This is a genomic window from Streptomyces sp. NPDC029292, from assembly GCF_055569295.1.
The window spans coordinates 614,071-636,767 of sequence record NZ_JBVHXR010000002.1 but is presented as its reverse complement, the minus strand read 5'-3'; the positions used below and the strand labels follow the sequence as shown (position 1 = coordinate 636,767).

Sequence of the window (22,697 nt, the reverse complement as noted above, 5' to 3'; positions counted from 1 at the left end):
AACTCTCCGGGCAGACGGCGTCGACGGACGCGGCACGGACCGACGCGGCAGGGACGCACACGGCACGGACCGAGAGCCCGGGGCGGCAGGCCCGCCCCGGCTCTACTTCGGTTCCTGCGCGCCGCCCGGCCCGCGGATGCCCAGCGCACGCGTCGTCGCCGGGTTCACGAGCAGCACCAGCGCCGCGACCGCGACGACCGCGAGGGCGATGCCGCCGGGGATCGCGATGCTGTCGGCCTGGAGCAGGTTGTAGGCCACGGGCAGCGCCATGATCTGGGTGATGACGGCCGGGCCCCGGCTCCAGCTGCGCCGGAGCAGCAGTCCGCGGGCGGCCAGCAGGGGCAGCAGCGCGAGCACGATCAGCGTGACGCCCCCGGTGACGGCCTGCTGCCGGTCGTCGGGGTCGCCCGTGACGCCCAGTACGAGCATGTAGACGCCCCCCGCGGCCAGGGCGAGCCCCTCCAGCGCGGCCAGCGCCGCCGCGGCGGTCAGCCGCCCGGGGCGGGGTTCTGCGGTGGGGGCTTCGGCGGTGGGGTTCTGCTCAGGGCTCACCCCAGAAGAGTAGCCCTCGGCCACCGAGCGCCGACCGCACCGGGTGTGCGGACTCACACCTGGCTCACGCCTGACTCACACCCCGATCTCTTACCTGATCCCTACCTCGGTCTGGGCCGAGTACCACCCAGTAGGTACGCTGCTTCGCATGCGTGCACTTCTCGTGGTCAATCCGGCAGCAACCACCACAAGTGCGCGTACGCGTGACGTCTTGATCCACGCACTGGCGAGCGAGATGAAGCTCGAGGCGGTCACCACCGAGTACCGCGGGCACGCCCGGGACCTCGGCCGGCACGCCGCGGAGAGCAAGGACATCGAGCTGGTGGTCGCGCTCGGCGGCGACGGAACCGTCAACGAGGTCGTGAACGGGCTGCTGCACCACGGCCCCGATCCGGAGCGCCTCCCCCGCCTCGCCGTGGTCCCCGGCGGCTCCACCAACGTCTTCGCCCGCGCCCTGGGTCTGCCCAACGACGCCGTGGAAGCCACCGGCGCCCTGCTGGACGCACTGCGCGAGGAGCGGGAGCGGACGATCGGCCTCGGCCTCGCCGCGGGCACCCCCGGCACCGAGGACGAAGCGGTGCCCTCCCGCTGGTTCACCTTCTGCGCGGGCCTCGGCTTCGACGCGGGGGTCATAGGCCGGGTCGAACAGCAGCGCGAGCGCGGCAAGCGCTCCACGCACGCCCTCTATTTGCGCCAAGTGGTACGCCAATTTTTGGACGAACCTCACCGCCGGCACGGAACGATCACCCTGGAGCGGCCCGGCCAGGACCCGGTCACCGATCTGGTTCTGTCCATAATCTGCAACACCTCGCCCTGGACGTTTCTCGGCAATCGTCCGGTGTACGCGTCGCCTAAGGCATCGTTCGATACCGGGCTCGACGTACTCGCCCTCAGCCGCATGTCGACGGCCGCGGTTGCCCGGTATGCCACCCAGTTGCTCACTTCGTCCCCCGAGCGTGGACCCCATGGCAAGCACGCCGTGTCCCTGCACGACCTGACGGACTTCACCTTGCATTCGAAGGTGCCGCTGCCCCTTCAGATGGACGGCGACCACCTCGGACTGCGCACCAGCGTGACGTTCACAGGCGTACGCCGTGCACTGCGTGTGATTGTGTGAGCGGAAGGGCCCAAAGTCCTTTCACTCGAACGTTTAGACCAGGGTCCACCCCATAGAAGTACGGCTGTGACCTAGTCGACACCGAGGAATCAAAAAAAACTTTCCTGAAGGGGTTGTATCCGCCGCTGAGGTTTGCGAGTCTCTACGTGGCGCTCGGGACGGCCCGCAACATCGGCCCCACAGAGAGCCAGAACCCCTCCTCAAATCACAGGACCACGTCAGGTCACCTGACAGTCGGCCCTTCACTTGTTGAGGGATTCGTGAAAGCGTTCACATTCACAAGCAACTTGCATGTAATACCAAGGAGAGGTAGCAGCCATGGACTGGCGTCACAACGCCGTTTGCCGCGAGGAAGACCCCGAGCTCTTCTTCCCTATCGGCAACACCGGTCCTGCGCTGCTGCAGATCGAGGAAGCCAAGGCCGTCTGCCGTCGCTGCCCCGTCATGGAGCAGTGCCTGCAGTGGGCGCTCGAGTCCGGCCAGGACTCCGGCGTCTGGGGTGGCCTCAGCGAGGACGAGCGCCGTGCGATGAAGCGCCGCGCCGCCCGCAACCGGGCCCGTCAGGCCACCGCCTGATACCCCACCCCGCACGAGCCTGAGCTTGGCGGCGCGTACAGCGAGTACGCATCTCCCGCCCCCGAGCCGCAGCGCGCAGTACCCCCGATGCGCATAGCACGAGCTTTCAGCCCCGGACCACGAAGTGGCCCGGGGCTCATTGCTGTTTGCGGCTGTGCTGTTTGCGGCCGTTCTCGTTGCGGCTGCGCTGTTCGCGCCCGTTCGTTTCGCGGCTGTTCCTTTCGCGACCGCGCCGACTACTTGTGAGCGCGTACCGGGATGTCGAGGATCACCTGGGTGCCCCGCTCCGGAGCCGCGACCATGTCGAAGGAGCCGCCCAACTCGCCCTCCACCAGCGTCCGTACGATCTGCAGCCCGAGGTTGCCCGAGCGGTGCGGGTCGAAGCCCTCGGGCAGCCCGACCCCGTCGTCCTGGACGGTGACCAGGAGGCGGGACTCCTTGGTGGTGCCACCGCGGACCGCGGAGACCTCGACCGTGCCCCGGTCGCCCTCACGGAAGCCGTGCTCCAGGGCGTTCTGCAGAATTTCCGTGAGGACCATGGAGAGCGGGGTCGCGACCTCCGCGTCCAGAATGCCGAAGCGGCCGGTGCGCCGCCCGGTGACCTTGCCGGGCGAGATCTCGGCGACCATGGCGAGCACCCGGTCGGCGATCTCGTCGAACTCCACGCGCTCGTCCAGGTTCTGGGAGAGCGTCTCGTGCACGATCGCGATCGAACCGACCCGGCGTACGGCTTCCTCCAGGGCCTCGCGGCCCTTGTCCGAGTCGATGCGCCGGGCCTGCAGCCGGAGCAGCGCCGCCACCGTCTGAAGGTTGTTCTTCACCCGGTGATGGATCTCCCGGATGGTCGCGTCCTTGGTGATCAACTCGCGCTCGCGGCGCCGCAGTTCGGTGACGTCGCGCAGCAGGACGAGTGAACCGACTCGGGTGCCCTTGGGCTTGAGCGGGATCGCGCGCAGCTGGATCACTCCGTCGCCGCTCTCGATCTCGAACTCACGGGGCGCCCAGCCGCTGGCGACCTTGGCCAGCGCCTCGTCCACCGGGCCGCGGGACGGGGCGAGTTCGGCGGTGGTCACGCCGAGGTTGTGGCCCACCAGGTCGGCGGCCAGGCCGAGGCGGTGGTACGCCGACAGCGCGTTCGGAGAGGCGTACTGGACGATGCCGTCCGCGTCGAGCCGGATCAGACCGTCGCCCACCCGCGGGGAGGCGTCCATGTCGACCTGCTGATCGGGGAACGGGAAGGTGCCCGCGGCGATCATCTGGGCGAGGTCGGAGGCGCTCTGGAGGTACGTCAGCTCGAGGCGGCTCGGGGTGCGCACGGTGAGCAGGTTGGTGTTGCGCGCGATGACACCGAGGACGCGCCCCTCACGTCGTACGGGAATGGACTCGACCCGTACCGGAACCTCTTCCCGCCACTCCGGGTCGCCCTCGCGCACGATCCGGCCCTCGTCGAGCGCGGCGTCCAGCATGGGGCGGCGGCCGCGCGGCACGAGGTGGCCGACCATGTCGTCCTGATACGAGGTCGGGCCGGTGTTGGGCCGCATCTGGGCGACGGAGACATAGCGGGTGCCGTCGCGCGTGGGGACCCACAGCACGAGGTCGGCGAAGGAGAGGTCGGAGAGCAGCTGCCACTCCGAGACCAGCAGATGCAGCCACTCGAGATCGGAGTCACCGAGTGCGGTGTGCTGGCGTACGAGGTCGTTCATGGAGGGCACGTGTGCGAGCGTACCCGGCGCATGCGACAGGCCTCGAAATCAGCCACTCGCGCGGGCTCCGGGGGGCTTCGCACGGGCCCGGAAACACCCGCGGGCCGCGGCGCCTGGGAGGGACCCTCGACCCTCCCGGCACCGCAGCCCGGAGCAGCAACGGCCGCGGGGTGTGCGGTCCCGATCGGCCGAAGGAGAGGAGCCGGAGCAGTCAGGGCAGAGAGCGCCGGTTCCTCGATCCGCCTTCCTGTGCGGGGAAGACGGAGGCTTGTTCAGTTACCAAGCATTGTGGACTAGACCATGCTCCTGCTCCATGTGCCTTCTGTCCATGCGTCGGCGGATGTTTGCTGTTGTCTGTTTATCCAACATCCAACGGCATCCATCACGCAGACTAACCCGCTCAGCTCCGCGTCAGGGGCCGTATTCGCGTCATGACCGGGGCCAGTTTCGGGCCTGGGGCCCTGCTTTTTCGGCGCCAGTGACTTTGAGTGACTACGTGCGCAGCTGTCCGTCAGACATCACGGCCGCGCGTGGCACGTTCTTCGCGCTGGAGAACTGCGGGCACCTGCCGCTGGACACAGCCCGCCGCGCGCCTCGCGATGCGCGCGGCGGGCTACGCGCGGGGCCAGAGCACCATGGCGAGTTCGGCGAGGGCCTCCAGTTCCTCCTTGGTGGCGCCGTCGCGGGCCTGCTGGGACATGCCCTGGACCATCGCTCCGGTGTGCCGGGCGAGGGCCGCGGCGTCGGTGTCCGCGGGCAGCTCGCCCGCGGCGACATCCGCCTTGATACGGCTCTCGATGGCGGCGATGTTGGCGTTGCGCCGCTCGCGCAGGGACTCCTCGACCTCAGGTGACGTGCAGTTGGTTGCCGCGTGGATGACCAGGCAGCCGTGCGGGTGGCCCGGGGCGGTGTATTCGACTGCGGCCTCCCGCAGCGTCCGCTCGACCGCGGCGCGGGCCGTGGGTTCCTCGGCGAGTGCGCGCGCACCGAACGAGCCGTACTTCGTGCCGTATTCACGGACGACCTCGTCGAACAGTGACCGTTTGTCGCCGAACGCCGCGTACAGACTCGGTGCGCCGATGCCCATGACGCGGGTGAGGTCGGAGACGGAGGTCGCCTCGTACCCGTGCTCCCAGAAGGCGAGGATCGCCTTCTCCAGGGCGGTCTCGCGGTCGAAGGAGCGGGGGCGGCCGCGCGGCTTGGCCACCACCGCCTTGGTGTTCTTCGTCCTCGGCGTCACTGACGCCGTCGGCATCCCCGGCGTCGTCGGCGTCTCCGGCTCGGTCTGCTGCCTGCTCACCATGGGGTGGATTTTATAGCGGGTGCTAGAGAAATGTCGGTGGGCTGTTGTACGGTTTTTTCTGTAGCGACCACTAGCGAAATACGGAGGGGGCGTCGGGCATGGGCGTGTTCATGGGCAGGACGGCACTCGTCACGGGCGGCGGCAGGGGCATTGGGCGGGGCATCGCCGAGCGGCTGGGGCGGGACGGCGCACGGGTGGCCGTGCACTACGGCAGTAATGAGGCGGCGGCGAAGGAGACGGTCGCCGCGATCGAGGCGGCGGGGGGCTCGGCGTTCACGATCGGGGTGGAGCTGGGGCTGCCGGGCGACGCCGAAGCGCTGTGGGAGGAGTTCGACCGGCACGCGGACGGGCTGGACATCCTGGTGAACAACGCCGGGATCGGCACGTCCCGGAGCCTCGACGAGATCGACGAGGCGGAGTACGACAAGGTCTTCGCGGTGAATGTGAAGGCACCCCACTTCATCGTGAAGTACGGCCTCGACCGGCTGCGGGACGGCGGGCGCGTCATCAACATCTCCTCGGGGCTCGCACGCAACGCGGTGATGCCGGACAAGATGGCGTACGCGATGACGAAGGCCGCCCTGGACGTCTTCACCCGGGACCTGTCCAAGGTGCTGGGCCCCCGGGGCATCACGGTGAACTCGGTGGCGCCGGGGATCATCGATACCGACAACACCGCCGGGTTTCTGCGCGCGAGCGACGAGGCGTGGGCGCAGGCCGCGGCGATATCGGCGCTGGGCCGGGTGGGGATGCCGGCGGACGTGGCCGACGTGGTGGCCTTCCTGGCGTCGGACGGCGGGCGGTGGATCACGGGGAGCTGGGTGGACGCGACGGGGGGGTCTCTGACCTAGGCGGCTCAGTGGGTCACCCTGGAGTGCGCCCTGGGGGTCCGGAGGCGTGGCGGTCATGGGTACCTCCTCGTGAGCCGGACGGCGTGCGGCTTCCATTGCACTCCCTGGGCGGGGGCTCGCGCGTCCGGGGCGGGGCTCTCGCGGGTTCGGGTGTGCGTTTGGGGCGGGCTCCGCGGTGCGGTGTGCGTCCGGGGCGGGCTCGCGGGTGCGGTGCGCGCCTGGGTCGGGGCGCACGATGCGCGCGTGAGTACGGTCGGGCTCGCGGGGGCGGTGCGCACCCGGATCGGGGCGCGCGATGCGCGTGTATGTCCGGTGGGCTCGCGGTGCGCACGCGCGTCAGGTCGGGCTCGCGGTGCGCGTGTGCCCCGGGTCGGGGCGCACGGTGCGGGTACGTGTCCATGGCCGCCCCTCGGACGTCCAGGTGTGCGCCCCGGGCGGAGCTCGCGCACCCCTGCGCCCATGGCGTCGGAGGTCCCGAGCAGGTGGGGCGTTCGGGGCGACGGTAGGGTGGGGCTCTGCTAGATTGGTCTATACCACATGTGTCCCCCTTCGGGTTCCAGTTGAGTCCCCTCTCCAGATCGGCAGGCCCAGCGTGGAAGTTGTCATCGTCCCGGACGCCAAGGCGGGCGGCGAGCTGATCGCCGAGGCCATGGCGGAGCTGCTCCGACGCAAGCCCGACGCCCTGCTCGGCGTGGCCACCGGCTCGACCCCGCTGCCCATTTACCAGGCGCTGGCGGCCAAGGTGAGCTCCGGTGCCGTGGACGCCTCGGGTGCGCGGATCGCGCAGCTCGACGAGTACGTGGGGCTGCCGGCCGAGCATCCCGAGTCCTACCGGTCGGTGCTGCGGCGCGAGGTGCTCGAGCCGCTGGGGCTGGGCATGGACGCGTTCATGGGGCCGGACGGCACCGCCGAGGACGTGCAGGCCGCGTGCGAGACGTACGACAGGGCGCTGGCGGAGGCCGGCGGGGTCGATCTCCAGCTGCTCGGGATCGGGACGGACGGGCACATCGGGTTCAACGAGCCGTGCTCCTCGCTCGCCTCGCGGACCCGGATCAAGACGCTGACGCAGCAGACCCGGGTCGACAACGCGCGGTTCTTCGAGGGCGAGATCGAGCAGGTGCCCCATCACGTGATCACGCAGGGCATCGGGACGATTCTGGAAGCCCGGCATCTGGTGCTGCTCGCGACGGGCGAGGGCAAGGCGGACGCGGTGGCCGCCACCGTCGAGGGGCCGGTGGCAGCGGTCTGCCCGGCGTCCGCGTTGCAGCTCCACCCGCATGCCACGGTGGTCGTGGACGAGGCTGCGGCGTCCAAGCTGAAGCTTGCGGACTACTTCCGGCACACGTTCGCCAACAAGCCGGACTGGCAGGGGATTTAGCGTCACGGACGCGGATGCGTGCAGGACGCGGATGCGTGAAGGTGCCGGGTCTCCCATGGGAGGCCCGGCACCTGCGCGTTCACGCGACTACTTCCCCGCGATGACCTCCGCCGCCGCCCGCCCGCACACCCTCGCCGCGCCGTGCGTCGCGATGTGGAGGGCGCCCCGGGGCGGAGCCTGCGGTACGCCCATCTCGACCACGATCGTGTCGGGGCGGGCGGTGAGGAGGGTGTCGAGGGCCGTGGCCATCCAGGGGTGGCGGTGTTCGTCGCGGACGACGGCGACGATGCGGCGGGGGCCCGCGGCGGCGAGGGCCACGGCGCCCGCGTCCTCACCGGTGAAGCCCGCGGTCTCCGTGCCGGGGAGCAGACGGGCCAGTTCCGCGGCCACGCCCCAGGGGGTTTCGTCACCGACGGCGATGTTCGCGGCCGGGGTGAGGGCGACGACGTACGGGGGCTCGGTGATCGGAGTGTAGGTCTCGGCGTGCGTCACCGTGAGCGCTCGGCGGGCGGCGACAAGGCCGACCTCGGCGTCACCGTTCGGAGCCGCGGCATCAGCGGCTGCCGCCGCAGCCGCTGATGTCGCCAGTGCCGCCGATGCCGTCCACGCGGCCAGCGCCCGTACCCGGGAAGCCGCGTCCGCGAGGCGTTCCTCGGGGAGTTCGCCCGTGCGGACCGCCGAGACGAGGGCGTCGCGCAGGCGCCGTACCGTCTCGTCGTCCGCCAGTCCCCCGCCCACGCAGATCGCGTCGGCGCCGGCCGCGATGGCCAGCACGCTGCCCCGCTCGATGCCGTACGTCGCGGCGATGGCCTGCATCTCCATGCCGTCGGTGACGATGAGGCCGTCGTAGCCGAGTTCCTCGCGGAGCAGGCCCGTGAGGATGCGGCGGGAGAGGGTGGCCGGGCGGTCCGGGTCCAGGGCCGGGACGAGGATGTGCGCGCTCATCACCGCCCGGGTGCCCGCGGCGATCGCGGCCCGGAACGGGACGAGTTCGCGGGCCTCGATGACCGGGAGCTCCGCGTCGATGCGCGGCAGCGCGTGGTGCGAGTCGACCGCCGTGTCGCCGTGCCCGGGGAAGTGCTTGGTGCAGGCGGCGACGCCCGCCGCCTGGAGCCCGGTGACATAGGCGGCCGTGTGCCGGGCCACCAGGCCGGTGTCGGCGCCGAAGGAACGTACGCCGATCACGGGGTTGTCCGGATTCGAGTTCACGTCCGCCGACGGCGCCCAGTTGAGGTTCACCCCGCACGCGGCCAGGCGGCGGCCGAGCTCGAAGGCCACGTCCCGGGTGAGCGAGACGTCGTCCACCGCGCCCAGTGCGTGGTTGCCGGGGAAGGAGGAGCCGGTGCGGACCTCCAGGCGGGTGACGTCGCCGCCCTCCTCGTCGATGGCGACGAGCACGTCGTCACGTTCGGCGCGCAACTGGGCGGTCAGGGACGCCAGTTGCTCGGGGGAGGCGATGTTGCGGCCGAAGAGGCCGACGGAGGCCAGGCCTTCCCCGAGGCGGCGGAGCAGCCAGTCGGGGGCCGTGGTCCCGGTGAAGCCGGGCTGGAGAACGGTCAGGGCGTCTCGGGTCAGGGTGTCGGTACCACTGGCGAGTGTCGTCATCGGGTGGCGTTATCCCTTCACGGCGCCTGAGGTGAGGCCACTGACGGCCTTGCGCTGGAGGAAGACGAAGAGGATCAGGATCGGTACGGCGAAGAGCGAGGCCGCTGCCATGGTGGCGCCCCAGTCGTCGCCGAAGGTCGTCTGGAAGCTGGACAGCCACAGCGGGAGGGTCTGGGCCTCGGCGTTCTTGTTGAGGATGAGGACCATGGGGAACTCGTTCCAGGCGGTGATGAACCCGAAGAGCGAGGTGGCCATCAGGCCGGGCGCGAGCAGCGGGAAGATCACCTTGATGAAGGCCTGGGTACGGGTGCAGCCGTCGACCATGGCCGACTCCTCCAGCTCCTTCGGCACGGCGGCGACGTATCCGCGCAGCGTCAGGATGGTGAAGGGCAGCACCATGACCATGTAGAAGAAGGTCAGCGGGACCAGGCTGTTGAGCATCTCGGAGTCGCGCACGAGCATGTAGATCGCGATGACCATGACCTCCCAGGGGGCCATCTGCGCGATCATGAACGTGACGATGAAGCCGCGCCGCCCCTTGAACCGCATCCGCGCGAGCGCGAAGGACGCGAGCAGCGCGATGACGAGCGACAGGAGCACCGACAGCACGGTGACGGTCACGGAGTTGCCGACCAGCGGCCAGAAGTGGTCCGCGTCCACGGCCTTCTTGAAGTGCTCCAGCGTGACGTCGGTCGGGAAGAAGACGGGGGCCTCGGAGATGATGTCGCCGGTCGGCTTGAAGGCCGTGGCGAACATCCAGTAGACGGGGAACGCGAAGACCACGAAGAGGGCGATCGCTGTCGCGTTGGGCCACAGACGGCCGACAAGGGAGCGCTTCACAGCTCGTCCTCCTCCTGCTTGAGCACGGTGCGCAGGTAGTACGCGGTCAGGGCCAGCAGGATCAGGATGGTGAGGAACGAGATCGCCGCGCCCATGCCGAAGTGCTGGTTGCCGACGCCCTCGACGAAGGCGTAGATGGGCAGGGTCTCGGTGAGCCGGTCGGGGCCGCCCGCGTTCATCGCGAAGAGCTGTGTGAACGACTTGAAGACCCAGATGACCTCGAGGAACGTCGTGGCCCACAGGAACGGCCGCAGGAACGGGAAGGTCACCGAGGTGAAGGACTTCCAGGCGCCGGCGCCGTCCAGCGAGGCGGCCTCGTACAGCTCCTTGGGGATCGTGGTCGTCGCGGCGTAGAGGTTGATCGCCACGAAGGGGACGGACTGCCAGACGATCAACAGGGTGACCACGGAGAAGGTGGAGAACTGGGTGCCGAACCAGTTGTAGTCGGCCATGGAGTGCCAACCGAGCTTGTCCAGCATCCAGTTGACGACGCCGAAGCGCTGGGCGAACAGCCACTGGTAGACAGTGGTGGCCGCGATCATGGGCATCGCCCAGGCCAGCACCAGACCGAGCAGCAGCGTCAGCCGCATGCGTTTGCCGAGCCGGGCCAGGAGCAGGCCGACGAGGGTGCCGAGCACCATGATGAGGACGACGTTGGCGGCGGTGAAGACGACCGTCCGCGCGGCGACGTTCCAGAATTCGGAGCCGGACAGGACCTCTTGGTAGTTGTCGATCCCGTTCCACTCGGTGAGGTGGAGGATCAGCTGCCGCGGGTTGAGGTTCTGGAACGACAGCATGCCGTTCTTCACCAGCGGCCAGCCGAGGAGCACCGCGGTGGCCGCCAACGCGGGCAGCAGGAGCAGATAGGGGGCGGACGCGCCGCCTCGTCTCCTCGCCCGGTTCTCCCCGCCTCCCGGAGGGGATGCGTCACTCTTGCGGATCCCGGCCGCCGCGGCCGTGTCCGCGGGTTCGGTCTGCACTGACATGCTCGCCATCTCTCTGTGGCCCTACTGGTCGATGCACCACTGCTCGATGCACCACTGCGCCGGGGCACCCTCTTCGGGGGCGCCCCGGCGCGGGTGATCAGCTCGTCTGCGAGAGACGCTTGTTGATCTCGGCCTCGACCTGCTTGGCGGCGTCGGCGGGCGACTTACCGTTCAGCACCGCGGTCATGTAGGTCTTGATCGGGTTCGGGGCGTTCTCGACGGCGGCCCACTCGGGGATCAGCGGCGTGGTGCCACCGCCGGCCGCGGCCGGGGCGGCAGCCACCGCGGCGGGGTTGGCCGAGAGGTTGGACTGCAGCGACTCCTTGTTCGGGATGACGCCGTTCTCCTTGGCGAGCGCGCCCTCGAACTTGTCGGACAGGGCCAGCTTCAGGAACTCCTTGGCGAGGTCCTGCTTCTTGCTGCCCGCGGCCACGGCGAAGTTGGAGCCGCCCAGGAAGACACCCTCGGGCTTGTCGGCGGTCTCACCCGGGATGGTGAAGTAGCCGATGTTCTTCTCGATGCTCTTGTTGGCGGCGATGGCCGTGCCGGCCTCCCAGCCCATGCCGATGAAGGCGCCGGTCTTGCCCTTGGCGAAGACCTCGGCCTGCTGCGGGGTCGCCTCGTCCTTGTCCTTGGGGGCCTTGGAGTAGGACTGGTACTCCTTGTAGATCTCCATGGCCTTGGCGACCTTCGGGTCGGCGAGGTTGGAGACGTACTTGTCGCCGTCCTTCTTCACCAGGTCGGCACCCTGGCCGATGGTCAGGCCGTCGAAGAAGTACCAGTTCTGGCCGGGCAGGTAGATCGGCTCGGCGTCGGTCTTCTTGTCGATGGCCTGGAGGTCCTTGAAGAACTCGTCCCGGGTCTTCGGGGTGTCCTTGATGCCGGCGTCCGCCCAGACCTTCTTGTTGTAGATGACGACGCGGTTGGCGAAGTACCACGGGGCCGCGTACTGCTTGCCGTCATAGACGGAGGACCCGTTGAGGGCCTCGGTCCAGTCGGCGCCGATCTCCGCCTTGAGATCCGTCAGGTCGGCGAGGCCGCCGGTGGCCGCGTAGGCGGGCGTCTGAGTGTTGCCGACCTCGATGACGTCCGGCGGGGTGTCCTCGGAGAGCGCGGTGGTGATCTTCTGCTGGATGCCGTTCCACTGCTGGGTCTCGAACTTCAGCTTGGCGCCGGTCTTCTTCTCGAAGGCCGCCGTCAGGTCCTTGGTCCAGCCGGGAGGCGTCGAGCCGTCCATGGCCCAGACGGTCAGGGTCTGCCCCTTGTAACCGTCGGCCCCGGTCTTCTTGCTGCTGTCGCCGTTGTCGCCCCCGCACGCCGCGATGGAGACCATCATGCCCGCGATACCGATCGCGGCTATCAGCTTGCGCTTCACGCCACCCTCCTCAGGGATGCCACAAACCCCCCTGCCCACCGCGTGACATACGCCGAGTACTGCCCTTGGGGCCGGGACTGGACCAATGGTGTAGACCAGTACGGGGAGCTTGGCCTAGACCTAGAGGGGTGTCAAGGGTGTGTAAGCCCGTCCAGTCGTCCGTTATGGGACCTACATATGCAAGGACCTTTAAGTAGGTAAGTGACATAAAAGACAGGGCCGTTTGCGAAGCTCACGCGACCCGACTCCGCGCGGTGGACTAGACCAACAGGAACGCCGACGGTATATAGAGGGGATCACGGAGCGTGCGGGGACCACTCGCACATGAAGCCGTGCCACGATGTGAGCCGTGACCGATGGGGATGTCGGTCGCTTCGGCACCCGGAGCCGGGAAGGCAGAGCATGAGCACCGACGTCAGCAGTGCGGAGAACGAGGGTGGGGCCCCCATCCGTACCGCGCGCGTGCCCAAGTACTACCGCCTGAAGAAGCACCTGCTCGACATGACGGAGACGCAGTCGCCCGGCACGCCGGTACCCCCCGAGCGCACCCTCGCCGCCGAGTTCGACACCTCGCGCACCACCGTGCGCCAGGCCCTTCAGGAGCTGGTCGTCGAGGGCCGCCTCGAACGCATCCAGGGCAAGGGCACCTTCGTCGCCAAGCCCAAGGTCTCCCAGGCGCTCCAACTCACCTCGTACACCGAGGACATGCGCGCCCAGGGCCTGGAGCCCACCTCGCAGCTCCTGGACATCGGCTACATCACCGCCGACGAGACCCTCGCCGGGCTGCTCGACATCTCGGCCGGGGGGCGGGTGCTGCGGATCGAGCGCCTGCGCCTGGCGAGCGGTGAGCCGATGGCCATCGAGACCACCCACCTGTCCGCGAAGCGTTTCCCCGCCCTGCGCAGGTCACTCGTCAAGTACACGTCCCTCTACACCGCGCTCGCCGAGGTGTACGACGTCCATCTCGCCGAGGCCGAGGAGACCATCGAGACCTCGCTGGCCACCCCGCGCGAGGCCGGACTGCTCGGCACCGACGTCGGCCTGCCCATGCTGATGCTCTCCCGGCACTCGCTGGACAAGCAGGGCGAGCCGGTGGAGTGGGTGCGGTCGGTGTACCGGGGCGACCGGTACAAGTTCGTCGCACGGCTCAAGCGCCCGCAGGACTAGCGGTACTCAAGCGCCCGCAGGGCCGGCCGTACTCAAGCGCCCACAGGACGAGCCGTGCTCGAACGCCCGCAGGACCAGCCACCCTCGAACGCCTGCCGAAACAAGCCACTTGAGGTAGTGCACGTGGTGTAGCGCAGCTCCTCTTCCTGCTCTACGGTCCTCCCGTCACCCACGGACGGGAGGACGGCCCATGCGCACCGAAAGCCCTCGTACGGGATCACCCCGCAAGGCAACTCCCCGCACCATCGTCATCTGGACCCTCGTCGCGCTGGTCGGCGCCGCGGGCTGGTCCGTGCTCGCGCTCGCGCGGGGCGAGAACGTGTCGGCCGCCTGGATGGTCGCCGCCGCCCTCGGCTCGTACGCCCTCGCCTATCGCTTCTACGCGAAGTTCATCGCGTACAAGGTGCTCAAGGTCGACAAGACCCGGGCGACCCCGGCGGAGCGGCTGAACAACGGCATCGACTTCCACCCGACCGACCGGCGGGTGCTGCTCGGCCATCACTTCGCGGCGATCGCGGGCGCGGGCCCGCTGGTCGGGCCGGTACTGGCCGCGCAGATGGGCTACCTGCCCGGCACCATCTGGATCATCGTCGGCGTGATCTTCGCGGGCGCGGTCCAGGACATGGTGGTCCTGTTCTTCTCGACCCGGCGGGACGGGCGCTCCCTCGGGCAGATGGCCCGCGAGGAGATCGGCCCGTTCGGCGGGGCCGCCGCGCTGCTCGCCGCCTTCGCCATCATGATCATCCTGCTCGGGGTGCTCGCGCTGGTGATCGTGAACGCGCTCGCCGCCTCGCCCTGGGGCACCTTCTCCATCGGGATGACCATCCCCATCGCCCTGCTGATGGGCTTCTACCTGCGTGTACTGCGCCCTGGACGGGTCAGCGAGGTGTCATTGATCGGTGTCGCCCTCCTCCTGCTCGCACTCGTCGCGGGCCGCTGGGTCGCCGAGTCGTCCTGGGCCGACACCTTCACCCTCGCCCCCTCCACCCTGGTCATCTGGCTGGTGGCGTACGGCTTCATCGCCTCGATCCTGCCCGTGTGGATGCTCCTGGCGCCCCGCGACTACCTCTCCACCTTCATGAAGATCGGCACGATCGCGCTGCTCGCGCTCGGCGTCGTCATCGCGCTGCCGACGCTGAAGATGGACGCGGTCACGGACTTCGCCAAGCGGGGCGACGGCCCGGTCTTCGCGGGCTCGCTCTTCCCGTTCGTCTTCATCACCATCGCCTGCGGAGCGCTGTCCGGCTTCCACTCGCTCATATCGAGCGGTACGACGCCCAAGATGATCCAGAAGGAGACGCAGGTCCGGATGATCGGGTACGGCTCCATGCTGATGGAGTCGTCGGTCGCGATCATGGCGCTGGTGGCGGCATGCATCATCGACCCGGGGCTGTACTTCGCGATGAACGCGCCGGCCGGGGTCATCGGCACCACCGTGGAGTCGGCCTCCCACGCGGTCGCGAACTTCGGGTACACCATCTCGCCCGCGGACCTGGCGAAAGCGGCCCACCAGGTCGAGGAACAGACCCTGCTCTCCCGCACGGGCGGCGCCCCCACCCTCGCCATCGGCGTCTCGGAGATCTTCTCCAAGGTGACCGGCGGGAGCCTGCGGGCGTTCTGGTACCACTTCGCGATCATGTTTGAGGCGCTGTTCATCCTGACCGCGCTGGACGCGGGCACGCGCGTGGGCCGGTTCATGCTCCAGGACATGCTGGGCAACGTCTACCGGCCCTTCAAGAACGTGAGCTGGAAGCCGGGCCTGGTCATCACGAGCGCCGTCGTGACCGGCCTGTGGGGCTACTTCCTCTGGGTCGGTGTCCACGAACCGCTCGGTGGCATCAACCAGCTGTTCCCGATCTTCGGCATCTCCAACCAGCTGCTCGCCGCGGTCGCCCTCGCCGTCTGCACGACCCTGCTGGTCAAGTCCGGGCGCCTCAAGTGGGCCTGGATCACCGGGATTCCGCTCGTCTGGGACGCCACGGTGACGCTCACGGCCAGCTATCAGAAGGTCTTCTCCAGCGATCCGCGCGTGGGCTTCTTCAAGCAGCGCTCGGTCTACCAGGACGGCATCGACGCCGGAAAGGTCCTGCCGCCCGCCAAGAGCATGGACGACATGCACACCGTGGTCACCAACTCCACGGTGGACGGCGTCCTTTCGGCGGTGCTCGCTGTCCTCATCGTCGTCGTGATCGCGGACGCGGCCCGGGTCTGCGTCCGGCACGTACGCCGCCCCGCGCTCTCCACGCTCAGCGAGGCGCCGTACGTGGAGTCGAAGATCGTCGCCCCGGCCGGGCTGATCCCGACCCAGGAGGAGAAGGCGGAGGAGCTCGATGCGGTCGGCGCTGCGCAGCGCGATTAGCGGACTGCGGTGGTACGTCCGGGAGTTGACCGACGAATCCGGGTACGACCGCTTTGTCGCCCACGTCCGCAAGGACCATCCGGACGCGTCCGTGCCGTCACGCCGTGAGTTCGAGCGGGCGCGCACGGACCGCCAGGAGAAGGATCCCCGACAAGGATTCCGCTGCTGTTGAGAGCGGATATGCGGATATGCGCAGGTCGTTGCGGACCGATATACGGACGGGGGGTTCCGCTTGCGCGACGCCGTCCCCTAGATTGCCTGCGCGTTACACAGGTGATCAGTGATCACGTAAGTGATCAGCGAGGGGACGGAGCCGCCGTATGTCAGATGTGCCTGAAGTGAAGCCACCGGTGGTGACACCGGTCCGCGTCGTGATCGCCCTCTGCCTGCTCGCCCCGTTCGTGGCGATGCTGTGGGTCGGCTCGTACGCGAAGACCGATCCGGCCTTCATCGGTATCCCGTTCTTCTACTGGTACCAGATGCTGTGGGTGCTCATCTCCACGGCGCTCACGATGACCGCGTACAAGCTGTGGCAGCGTGACCAGCGCGCCCGCGTTTCCGCGAGGGGCGGTGCCGCATCATGAAGGACGGCGTGAACGGCGTCGCGCTCGCCGTCTTCATCTTCTTCTTCCTGGCCGTCACGGTCATGGGCTTCCTGGCCGCGCGCTGGCGCAGGGCCGACGACGAGCAGAGCCTCGACGAATGGGGCCTGGGCGGACGGTCGTTCGGCACCTGGATCACCTGGTTCCTGCTCGGCGGCGACCTCTACACGGCGTACACCTTCGTCGCCGTGCCGGCCGCCGTCTACGCGGCGGGCGCGGCGGGCTTCTTCGCGGTGCCGTACACGATCCTGGTCTACCCGCTGATCTTCACGTTCCTCCCCCGCCTGTGGTCGGTCTCGCACAAGCACGGGTACGTGACGACGTCGGACTTCGTGCGCGGCCGCTTCGGCTCCAAGGGCCTGTCCCTCGCCGTGGCCGTCACCGGCATCCTGGCCACCATGCCCTACATCGCGCTCCAACTGGTCGGCATCCAGGCCGTCCTGGACGTGATGGGCGTCGGCGGCGGCGAGAACACCAACTGGTTCGTCAAGGACCTCCCCCTCCTCATCGCCTTCGGCGTACTGGCCGCGTACACCTACTCCTCGGGTCTCCGCGCCCCCGCCCTGATCGCGTTCGTGAAGGACACCCTGATCTACATCGTGATCGCGGTGGCCATCATCTACATCCCGATCAAGCTGGGCGGCTTCGACGAGATCTTCAAGGCGGCGAGCGACAAGTACACGGCGGCCGGCGTGGGCGGAGTCGTCCCCCCCGAGGCGGGCCAATGGACGTACGCCACCCTCGCACTCGGCTCGGCGCTCGCACTGTTCATGTACCCGCACTCGATCACGGCGACGCTGTCCAGCCGCAGCCGTGACGTCATCCGCCGCAACACCACGATTCTCCCCCTGTACTCGCTCATGCTGGGCCTGCTCGCCCTGCTCGGGTTCATGGCGATCGCGGCCGGAGTGAAGGTCACCAACGGCCAGCTCGCCATCCCCCAGCTCTTCGAGACCATGTTCCCGGACTGGTTCGCGGGCGTGGCCTTCGCCGCCATCGGTATCGGCGCACTCGTCCCCGCGGCCATCATGTCCATCGCAGCCGCGAACCTCTTCACCCGCAACATCTACAAGGACTTCATCAAGCCGGACGCCACGCCCGCCCAGGAGACCAAGGTCTCCAAGCTGGTCTCGCTCCTGGTGAAGGTCGGCGCGCTGATCTTCGTCCTCACCATGGACAAGACGGTCGCCATCAACTTCCAGCTCCTGGGCGGCATCTGGATCCTGCAGACCTTCCCGGCCCTGGTCGGCGGCCTGTTCACCCGCTGGTTCCACCGCTGGGCCCTCCTCGCCGGCTGGGCCGTCGGCATGCTCTACGGCACGCTCGCCGCGTACGGGGTCGCCTCCCCGACCCAGAAGCACTTCGGCGGCAGCTCGAAGGAGATCCCCGGCATCGGGGAGATCGGCTACATCGGCCTCACGGCGTTCGTCCTGAACGTGGTCGTGACCGTCGTCCTCACCTTCGCCTTCCGCGCGTTCAAGGCCCCGGAGGGCGTCGACGAGACGTCTCCGGAGGACTACACGGCGGACGCGGGCGACCCTGGCGTCGAGGTGGAGCTCCCGCCGGCCACGGCCGGGGCGACCCACTAGGCGGGCACCACCGCCCCGCCCCGCCCCCTCAAACGCCGGAGGAGCTGATTTTCAGCCCCTCCGGCGTTTGAGGAGCGGGGTCTGGGGCGGAGCCCCAGGACGGGACGGGCAGGGGCGGAGGGGGCGAAAATCCGGCGGCCCGCCACCGCTCCCCTGATGCACACTCCCCGGATGGACATCCTCATCCGACGGGCGCAGCCCGAGGAATACCCCACCCTCGGTGAGATCACCGCCCAGGCCTACCTCGATGACGGCCTGCTCGACTTCGGGGAGAGCGACGAGTACCTGGGCGAACTGCGGGACGTTGCGAAGCGGGCCGCCGCGGCCGACGTACTCGTCGCCGTCGACGGGAACCGCGTACTCGGCGGCGTCACCTTCGTACCCCAAGGCGGCCCCATGGCCGACATAGCCCGCCCCGGCGAAGCCGAGATCCGCATGCTCGCGGTAGCGCGCGAGGCCCGCGGCAGAGGCACCGGCGAGGCCCTCGTCCGCGCCTGCGTGGACCGCGCACGGGCCACGGACGGCTGCGTACGCGTCGTGCTGTCCACCCAGCGCACCATGCACACCGCCCACCGCATCTACGAGCGCCTCGGCTTCACCCGCGCCCCCGAGCGCGACTGGAACCCGATCCCGCACCTGGACGACATCCTGCTGCTCACCTATGGGTTGACACTCTGACACCCTCCGAAGCCGACACGACACAACATGTGGGGGTGCCACCGCAGCCCGGCACAAGATGTATGCTCATGCTCGCTGTCGCCGCAGGGGAATCCGGTGCGAATCCGGAACTGTCCCGCAACGGTGTACTTGTGCGTATCCGCCCCCAGGGCGAGCCGCGTACGAGAGTCAGTCCGAGGACCTGCCGACAGCGCGCCCCGGCCATCCGGCCCGGGTGACATGACGTCCGGGCCTCGCGGAATGGGCCGGTGGACGCGGCGCACCGCTGCCAAAAGCGTGCGCTCGTGTGCCCCGCCGCCCCCGCAAGGCCCCGTGCCGAGCGAGGGAGAGCCCCACGTGACCATCGCGCCAGCCGATCCGGCCTCAGCTTCAGCGACGCAGGCCCCGGTGGAGACGGACGGTCCCGGTACCGCGCTGCTGCGGACCCTGACCGACCTCACCGCCGACCTCCCCGACGCCGACCCCGGCCGGGTCGCCGCCGCCGCGCTGCGCGGCCGGTCCGCGCGCGCGGACGAGACGGAGCTGCGCGAGCTGGCCACCGAGGCGGCCGCGGGCCTGATCTCCGAGGACCCCGCCTACTCCCGGCTGGCAGCCAGGCTGCTGACGATCAGCATCGCGGCGGAGGCCGCCTCACAGGGCGTCACGTCCTTCTCCGAGTCGGTCGCCGTCGGCCACCGCGAGGGCCTCATCGCGGACCGCACGGCCGAGTTCGTACGCCTGCACACGGCCCGCCTGGACGCGCTCATCGCCGCCTCCTTCGCTGAGGGTGCCGACGACCGCTTCGGCTACTTCGGTCTGCGCACTCTGCACAGCCGCTATCTGCTGCGGCACCCGATCACCCGGCACGTGATCGAGACGCCCCAGCACTTCATACTGCGGGTGGCGTCCGGTCTCGCCGAGGACGACACGGCCCATTCCGTGGACGAAGTCGCGGCCCTCTACGGGCTCATGAGCCGCCTCGACTACCTCCCCTCCTCCCCCACACTCTTCAACTCCGGTACGCGGCACCCCCAGATGTCGTCCTGCTACCTCCTCGACTCCCCGCTGGACGAGCTGGACTCCATCTACGACCGCTACCACCAGGTCGCGCGCCTCTCGAAGCACGCGGGCGGCATCGGACTCTCGTACTCCCGGATCCGGTCGCGCGGTTCGCTGATCCGCGGCACCAACGGGCACTCCAACGGCATCGTCCCGTTCCTGAAGACCCTCGACGCCTCGGTCGCCGCGGTGAACCAGGGTGGCCGGCGCAAGGGCGCGGCCGCGGTCTACCTGGAGACCTGGCACTCCGACATCGAGGAGTTCCTGGAGCTGCGCGACAACACCGGCGAGGACGCCCGGCGTACGCACAACCTGAACCTCGCGCACTGGATCCCGGACGAGTTCATGCGCCGGGTGAACGAGAACGGCGTCTGGTCCCTCTTCTCCCCGGCCGATGTGCCCGAGCTGGTCGACCTGTGGGGCGACGAGTTCGACGCGGCGTACCGCAAGGCGGAAGAGGCGGGCCTCGCCAAGAAGACCATCCCGGCCCGCGACCTGTACGGCCGCATGATGCGCACCCTCGCGCAGACCGGCAACGGCTGGATGACCTTCAAGGACGCCGCCAACCGCACCGCCAATCAGACGGCGGAGCCCGGCCACACCGTCCACTCCTCGAACCTGTGCACCGAGATCCTGGAGGTCACGGACGACGGGGAGACGGCGGTCTGCAACCTGGGCTCGGTGAACCTGGGCGCGTTCGTCGACACGACGACCGGGGACATCGACTGGGAGCGGCTGGACGAGACGGTCCGCACCGCCGTCACCTTCCTCGACCGCGTCGTCGACATCAACTTCTACCCGACCGAGCAGGCGGGCCGCTCCAACGCCAAGTGGCGCCCGGTGGGCCTCGGCGCGATGGGTCTCCAGGACGTCTTCTTCAAGCTGCGTCTGCCCTTCGACTCACCGCAGGCCAGGGCGCTCTCCACCCGCATCGCCGAGCGCATCATGCTCGCCGCGTACGAGGCCTCCACCGACCTCGCCGAACGCAACGGCCCGCTCCCGGCCTGGGAGAAGACCCGTACGGCCCGCGGCGTGCTGCACCCCGACCACTTCGACGTCGAGCTCACCTGGCCGGAGCGCTGGACGGCCCTGCGGGCACGTATCGCCGCGGTGGGCATGCGCAACTCGCTGCTCCTGGCGATCGCCCCCACCGCCACCATCGCCTCGATCGCGGGCGTGTACGAGTGCATCGAGCCGCAGGTGTCGAACCTGTTCAAGCGCGAGACGCTCTCCGGCGAGTTCCTCCAGGTCAACTCCTACCTGGTGGCCGAGCTGAAGAAGCTCGGCGTCTGGGACACGCAGACCCGGGAGGCGCTGCGCGAGTCCAACGGATCGGTGCAGGGCTTCACTTGGGTGCCGCAGGACGTCCGTGACCTGTACCGCACGGCGTGGGAGATCCCGCAGCGCGGCCTCATCGACATGGCCGCCGCGCGCACCCCGTACCTCGACCAGGCGCAGTCCCTGAACCTGTTCCTGGAGACGCCGACCATCGGCAAGCTCTCCTCGATGTACGCGTACGCCTGGAAGTCGGGCCTGAAGACGACGTACTACCTGCGCTCCCGCCCGGCGACGCGCATCGCCCGCGCGGCCCAGGCCCAGGCGCAGCCCGAGAAGACCATCCCCGTCCAGCAGGTCGCCGACCCCGACGCCGTCGCCTGCTCCCTTGAGAACCCCGAGTCCTGCGAGGCCTGCCAGTAATGACCAGCGAGAACAAGAACCTGCTCGACCCGGGCTTCGAACTCACCCTCCGCCCCATGCGCTACCCCGACTTCTACGAGCGCTACCGGGACGCCATCAAGAACACCTGGACCGTCGAGGAGGTCGACCTCCACTCGGACGTCGCCGACCTCGCGAAGCTGTCGCCGGGCGAGCAGCACATGATCGGCCGCCTGGTCGCGTTCTTCGCGACGGGCGACTCGATCGTGTCGAACAACCTGGTCCTGACGCTGTACAAGCACATCAACTCCCCCGAGGCGCGGCTGTATCTCTCCCGCCAGCTCTTCGAGGAGGCCGTGCACGTCCAGTTCTACCTGACGCTGCTGGACACCTATCTCCCCGACCCGGACGACCGCGCGGCCGCCTTCGACGCCGTCGAGAACATCCCCTCCATCCGCGAGAAGGCCGAGTTCTGCTTCAAGTGGATGGACTCGGTCGAGAAGCTGGACCGACTGGAGACCAAGGCGGACCGCCGCCGTTTCCTGCTCAACCTGATCTGCTTCGCCGCGTGCATCGAGGGCCTGTTCTTCTACGGCGCCTTCGCGTACGTCTACTGGTTCCGCAGCCGGGGTCTGCTGCACGGTCTCGCCACCGGCACCAACTGGGTGTTCCGCGACGAGACGATGCACATGTCTTTCGCCTTCGAGGTGGTCGACACCGTCCGCAAGGAGGAGCCGGAGCTCTTCGACGACCTGCTCCAGCAGCAGGTCACCGACATGATCCGCGAGGCCGTCGAAGCCGAGCTGCAGTTCGGCCGCGACCTGTGCGGTGACGGCCTGCCGGGCATGAACACCGACTCGATGCGCCAATATCTGGAGTGCGTCGCCGACCAGCGCCTCCAGCGACTGGGCTTCGCCCCTGTGTACGGCTCCGAGAACCCCTTCTCCTTCATGGAGCTCCAGGGCGTCCAGGAGCTGACCAACTTCTTCGAGCGCCGCCCGTCGGCGTACCAGGTCGCGGTGGAGGGCACGGTCGACCTCGACGAGGACTTCTGACGAAGCCGTCCGAGGAAGACTTCTGACGGTTCATCACCGATGACGCCGGGCCGCCTGTGCGGCCCGGCGTCGTCGCGTCTCGCCCATGGAGCGGCTATGCGCCGTCCATGGAGCAGCCATGGAGCGGCAAAGTTCTTCGGGCGCGGCTATCCGCGCGTCCTCGGCCCCGGTTACGTTCTGCCCGTCCCGACATGTCCCGCACAAGGACATGACAGGACGACTGATTTGGCATGCCCATGACGCGACCTCCCTTTGTTCACGCTACGC

General features: G+C 68.9%; 19 protein-coding genes and 1 riboswitch. Of the genes, 12 read left to right on the top strand and 7 right to left on the bottom strand.

The annotated features are described in order from the left end of the window. Nucleotides 1-102: 102 nt before the first annotated feature. Nucleotides 103-552, bottom strand: a complete 450-nt coding sequence (locus tag ACZ4WS_RS07770; protein WP_467978132.1) for a hypothetical protein — start codon at nt 550-552, stop codon at nt 103-105. Nucleotides 553-700: 148 nt separating this feature from the next. Here ACZ4WS_RS07770 and ACZ4WS_RS07765 point away from each other — a divergent pair, with 148 nt between their 5' ends. Both ACZ4WS_RS07765 and ACZ4WS_RS07760 read left to right on the top strand, forming a co-directional pair. Continuing rightward, nucleotides 701-1,669 (top strand): diacylglycerol/lipid kinase family protein, encoded by a 969-nt coding sequence (locus ACZ4WS_RS07765; RefSeq protein WP_467978130.1) that lies wholly within the window; start codon nt 701-703, stop codon nt 1,667-1,669. A 318-nt stretch (nt 1,670-1,987) separates the two neighbouring features. Next, nucleotides 1,988-2,245 (top strand): WhiB family transcriptional regulator, encoded by a 258-nt coding sequence (locus ACZ4WS_RS07760; RefSeq protein WP_006380970.1) that lies wholly within the window; start codon nt 1,988-1,990, stop codon nt 2,243-2,245. Between the two features lie 236 nt (nt 2,246-2,481). On the opposite strand, the gene ACZ4WS_RS07755 is transcribed toward ACZ4WS_RS07760, so the two are convergent. Both ACZ4WS_RS07755 and ACZ4WS_RS07750 read right to left on the bottom strand, forming a co-directional pair. Then, on the bottom strand, nt 2,482-3,948 hold the full coding sequence (locus tag ACZ4WS_RS07755) for a sensor histidine kinase (protein ID WP_467978350.1): 1,467 nt from the start codon (nt 3,946-3,948) through the stop codon (nt 2,482-2,484). A gap of 613 nt (nt 3,949-4,561) precedes the next feature. After that, on the bottom strand, nt 4,562-5,203 hold the full coding sequence (locus ACZ4WS_RS07750) for a TetR/AcrR family transcriptional regulator (protein WP_467978348.1): 642 nt from the start codon (nt 5,201-5,203) through the stop codon (nt 4,562-4,564). A 146-nt stretch (nt 5,204-5,349) separates the two neighbouring features. On the opposite strand from ACZ4WS_RS07750, the gene ACZ4WS_RS07745 reads away from it, so the two are divergent. Next, a complete protein-coding gene (locus ACZ4WS_RS07745) occupies nt 5,350-6,102 on the top strand; it encodes an SDR family oxidoreductase (protein ID WP_467978129.1) in 753 nt (250 codons plus the stop codon). A 592-nt stretch (nt 6,103-6,694) separates the two neighbouring features. After that, on the top strand, nt 6,695-7,480 hold the full coding sequence (gene nagB, locus ACZ4WS_RS07740; protein ID WP_467978127.1) for a glucosamine-6-phosphate deaminase: 786 nt from the start codon (nt 6,695-6,697) through the stop codon (nt 7,478-7,480). Between the two features lie 87 nt (nt 7,481-7,567). Here the strand turns inward: nagB and ACZ4WS_RS07735 are convergent, their stop codons facing one another. From ACZ4WS_RS07735 to ACZ4WS_RS07720, 4 genes are all read right to left on the bottom strand, one after another. Next, a complete protein-coding gene (locus ACZ4WS_RS07735) occupies nt 7,568-9,085 on the bottom strand; it encodes a glycoside hydrolase family 3 protein (protein WP_467978125.1) in 1,518 nt (505 codons plus the stop codon). Nucleotides 9,086-9,094: 9 nt separating this feature from the next. Next, complete coding sequence (locus ACZ4WS_RS07730) at nt 9,095-9,925, bottom strand: carbohydrate ABC transporter permease (RefSeq protein WP_467978124.1); 831 nt, start codon at nt 9,923-9,925, stop codon at nt 9,095-9,097. After that, nucleotides 9,922-10,911 carry a carbohydrate ABC transporter permease gene (locus ACZ4WS_RS07725; protein WP_467978122.1) on the bottom strand — a complete coding sequence of 330 codons (990 nt, stop codon included), beginning with the start codon at nt 10,909-10,911 and terminating at the stop codon, nt 9,922-9,924. Before ACZ4WS_RS07725 ends, ACZ4WS_RS07730 begins: the two co-directional genes overlap by 4 nt. Before the next feature lie 97 nt (nt 10,912-11,008). Then, nucleotides 11,009-12,286, bottom strand: a complete 1,278-nt coding sequence (locus tag ACZ4WS_RS07720; RefSeq protein ID WP_467978120.1) for an extracellular solute-binding protein — start codon at nt 12,284-12,286, stop codon at nt 11,009-11,011. A 402-nt stretch (nt 12,287-12,688) separates the two neighbouring features. On the opposite strand from ACZ4WS_RS07720, the gene ACZ4WS_RS07715 reads away from it, so the two are divergent. The 8 genes from ACZ4WS_RS07715 (at nt 12,689) to ACZ4WS_RS07680 (ending at nt 22,430) form a co-directional block, all read left to right on the top strand. Further along, nucleotides 12,689-13,453, top strand: coding sequence for a GntR family transcriptional regulator (locus ACZ4WS_RS07715; protein WP_467978118.1), 765 nt, complete (start codon nt 12,689-12,691; stop codon nt 13,451-13,453). 190 nt (nt 13,454-13,643) lie between these two features. After that, nucleotides 13,644-15,812: a carbon starvation CstA family protein gene (locus tag ACZ4WS_RS07710; protein WP_467978116.1), complete on the top strand. Its 2,169-nt coding sequence runs from the start codon at nt 13,644-13,646 to the stop codon at nt 15,810-15,812. Then, entirely contained in the window at nt 15,784-15,984 is a 201-nt protein-coding gene (locus ACZ4WS_RS07705; protein ID WP_467978115.1) for a CstA-like transporter-associated (seleno)protein, read from the top strand. The genes ACZ4WS_RS07710 and ACZ4WS_RS07705 overlap by 29 nt, the downstream gene beginning before the upstream one ends. Before the next feature lie 148 nt (nt 15,985-16,132). After that, on the top strand, nt 16,133-16,396 hold the full coding sequence (locus tag ACZ4WS_RS07700) for a DUF3311 domain-containing protein (RefSeq protein ID WP_467978113.1): 264 nt from the start codon (nt 16,133-16,135) through the stop codon (nt 16,394-16,396). Next, nucleotides 16,393-18,003 (top strand): monocarboxylate uptake permease MctP, encoded by a 1,611-nt coding sequence (gene mctP / locus ACZ4WS_RS07695; RefSeq protein WP_467978112.1) that lies wholly within the window; start codon nt 16,393-16,395, stop codon nt 18,001-18,003. The genes ACZ4WS_RS07700 and mctP overlap by 4 nt, the downstream gene beginning before the upstream one ends. A gap of 171 nt (nt 18,004-18,174) precedes the next feature. Then, on the top strand, nt 18,175-18,681 hold the full coding sequence (locus tag ACZ4WS_RS07690; protein ID WP_467978110.1) for a GNAT family N-acetyltransferase: 507 nt from the start codon (nt 18,175-18,177) through the stop codon (nt 18,679-18,681). Nucleotides 18,682-18,743: 62 nt separating this feature from the next. Continuing rightward, nucleotides 18,744-18,884: riboswitch (cobalamin riboswitch) on the top strand. Nucleotides 18,885-19,017: 133 nt separating this feature from the next. Further along, complete coding sequence (locus ACZ4WS_RS07685; protein ID WP_467978108.1) at nt 19,018-21,417, top strand: ribonucleoside-diphosphate reductase subunit alpha; 2,400 nt, start codon at nt 19,018-19,020, stop codon at nt 21,415-21,417. After that, nucleotides 21,417-22,430, top strand: coding sequence for a ribonucleotide-diphosphate reductase subunit beta (locus ACZ4WS_RS07680; protein ID WP_467978106.1), 1,014 nt, complete (start codon nt 21,417-21,419; stop codon nt 22,428-22,430). The genes ACZ4WS_RS07685 and ACZ4WS_RS07680 overlap by 1 nt, the downstream gene beginning before the upstream one ends. Nucleotides 22,431-22,697 lie beyond the last annotated feature (267 nt).

What these genes read in the sequence shown, in the direction of transcription:
- ACZ4WS_RS07765 (WP_467978130.1), top strand. Translation starts at nt 701, where the DNA reads ATGCGTGCACTTCTCGTGGTCAATCCGGCAGCAACCACCACAAGTGCG.
- ACZ4WS_RS07760 (WP_006380970.1), top strand. Translation starts at nt 1,988, where the DNA reads ATGGACTGGCGTCACAACGCCGTTTGCCGCGAGGAAGACCCCGAGCTC.
- ACZ4WS_RS07755 (WP_467978350.1), bottom strand. Translation starts at nt 3,948, where the DNA reads ATGAACGACCTCGTACGCCAGCACACCGCACTCGGTGACTCCGATCTC.
- ACZ4WS_RS07750 (WP_467978348.1), bottom strand. Translation starts at nt 5,203, where the DNA reads ATGCCGACGGCGTCAGTGACGCCGAGGACGAAGAACACCAAGGCGGTG.
- ACZ4WS_RS07745 (WP_467978129.1), top strand. Translation starts at nt 5,350, where the DNA reads ATGGGCGTGTTCATGGGCAGGACGGCACTCGTCACGGGCGGCGGCAGG.
- ACZ4WS_RS07735 (WP_467978125.1), bottom strand. Translation starts at nt 9,085, where the DNA reads ATGACGACACTCGCCAGTGGTACCGACACCCTGACCCGAGACGCCCTG.
- ACZ4WS_RS07725 (WP_467978122.1), bottom strand. Translation starts at nt 10,911, where the DNA reads ATGTCAGTGCAGACCGAACCCGCGGACACGGCCGCGGCGGCCGGGATC.
- ACZ4WS_RS07715 (WP_467978118.1), top strand. Translation starts at nt 12,689, where the DNA reads ATGAGCACCGACGTCAGCAGTGCGGAGAACGAGGGTGGGGCCCCCATC.
- ACZ4WS_RS07710 (WP_467978116.1), top strand. Translation starts at nt 13,644, where the DNA reads ATGCGCACCGAAAGCCCTCGTACGGGATCACCCCGCAAGGCAACTCCC.
- ACZ4WS_RS07705 (WP_467978115.1), top strand. Translation starts at nt 15,784, where the DNA reads ATGCGGTCGGCGCTGCGCAGCGCGATTAGCGGACTGCGGTGGTACGTC.
- ACZ4WS_RS07700 (WP_467978113.1), top strand. Translation starts at nt 16,133, where the DNA reads ATGTCAGATGTGCCTGAAGTGAAGCCACCGGTGGTGACACCGGTCCGC.
- mctP (WP_467978112.1), top strand. Translation starts at nt 16,393, where the DNA reads ATGAAGGACGGCGTGAACGGCGTCGCGCTCGCCGTCTTCATCTTCTTC.
- ACZ4WS_RS07690 (WP_467978110.1), top strand. Translation starts at nt 18,175, where the DNA reads ATGGACATCCTCATCCGACGGGCGCAGCCCGAGGAATACCCCACCCTC.
- ACZ4WS_RS07680 (WP_467978106.1), top strand. Translation starts at nt 21,417, where the DNA reads ATGACCAGCGAGAACAAGAACCTGCTCGACCCGGGCTTCGAACTCACC.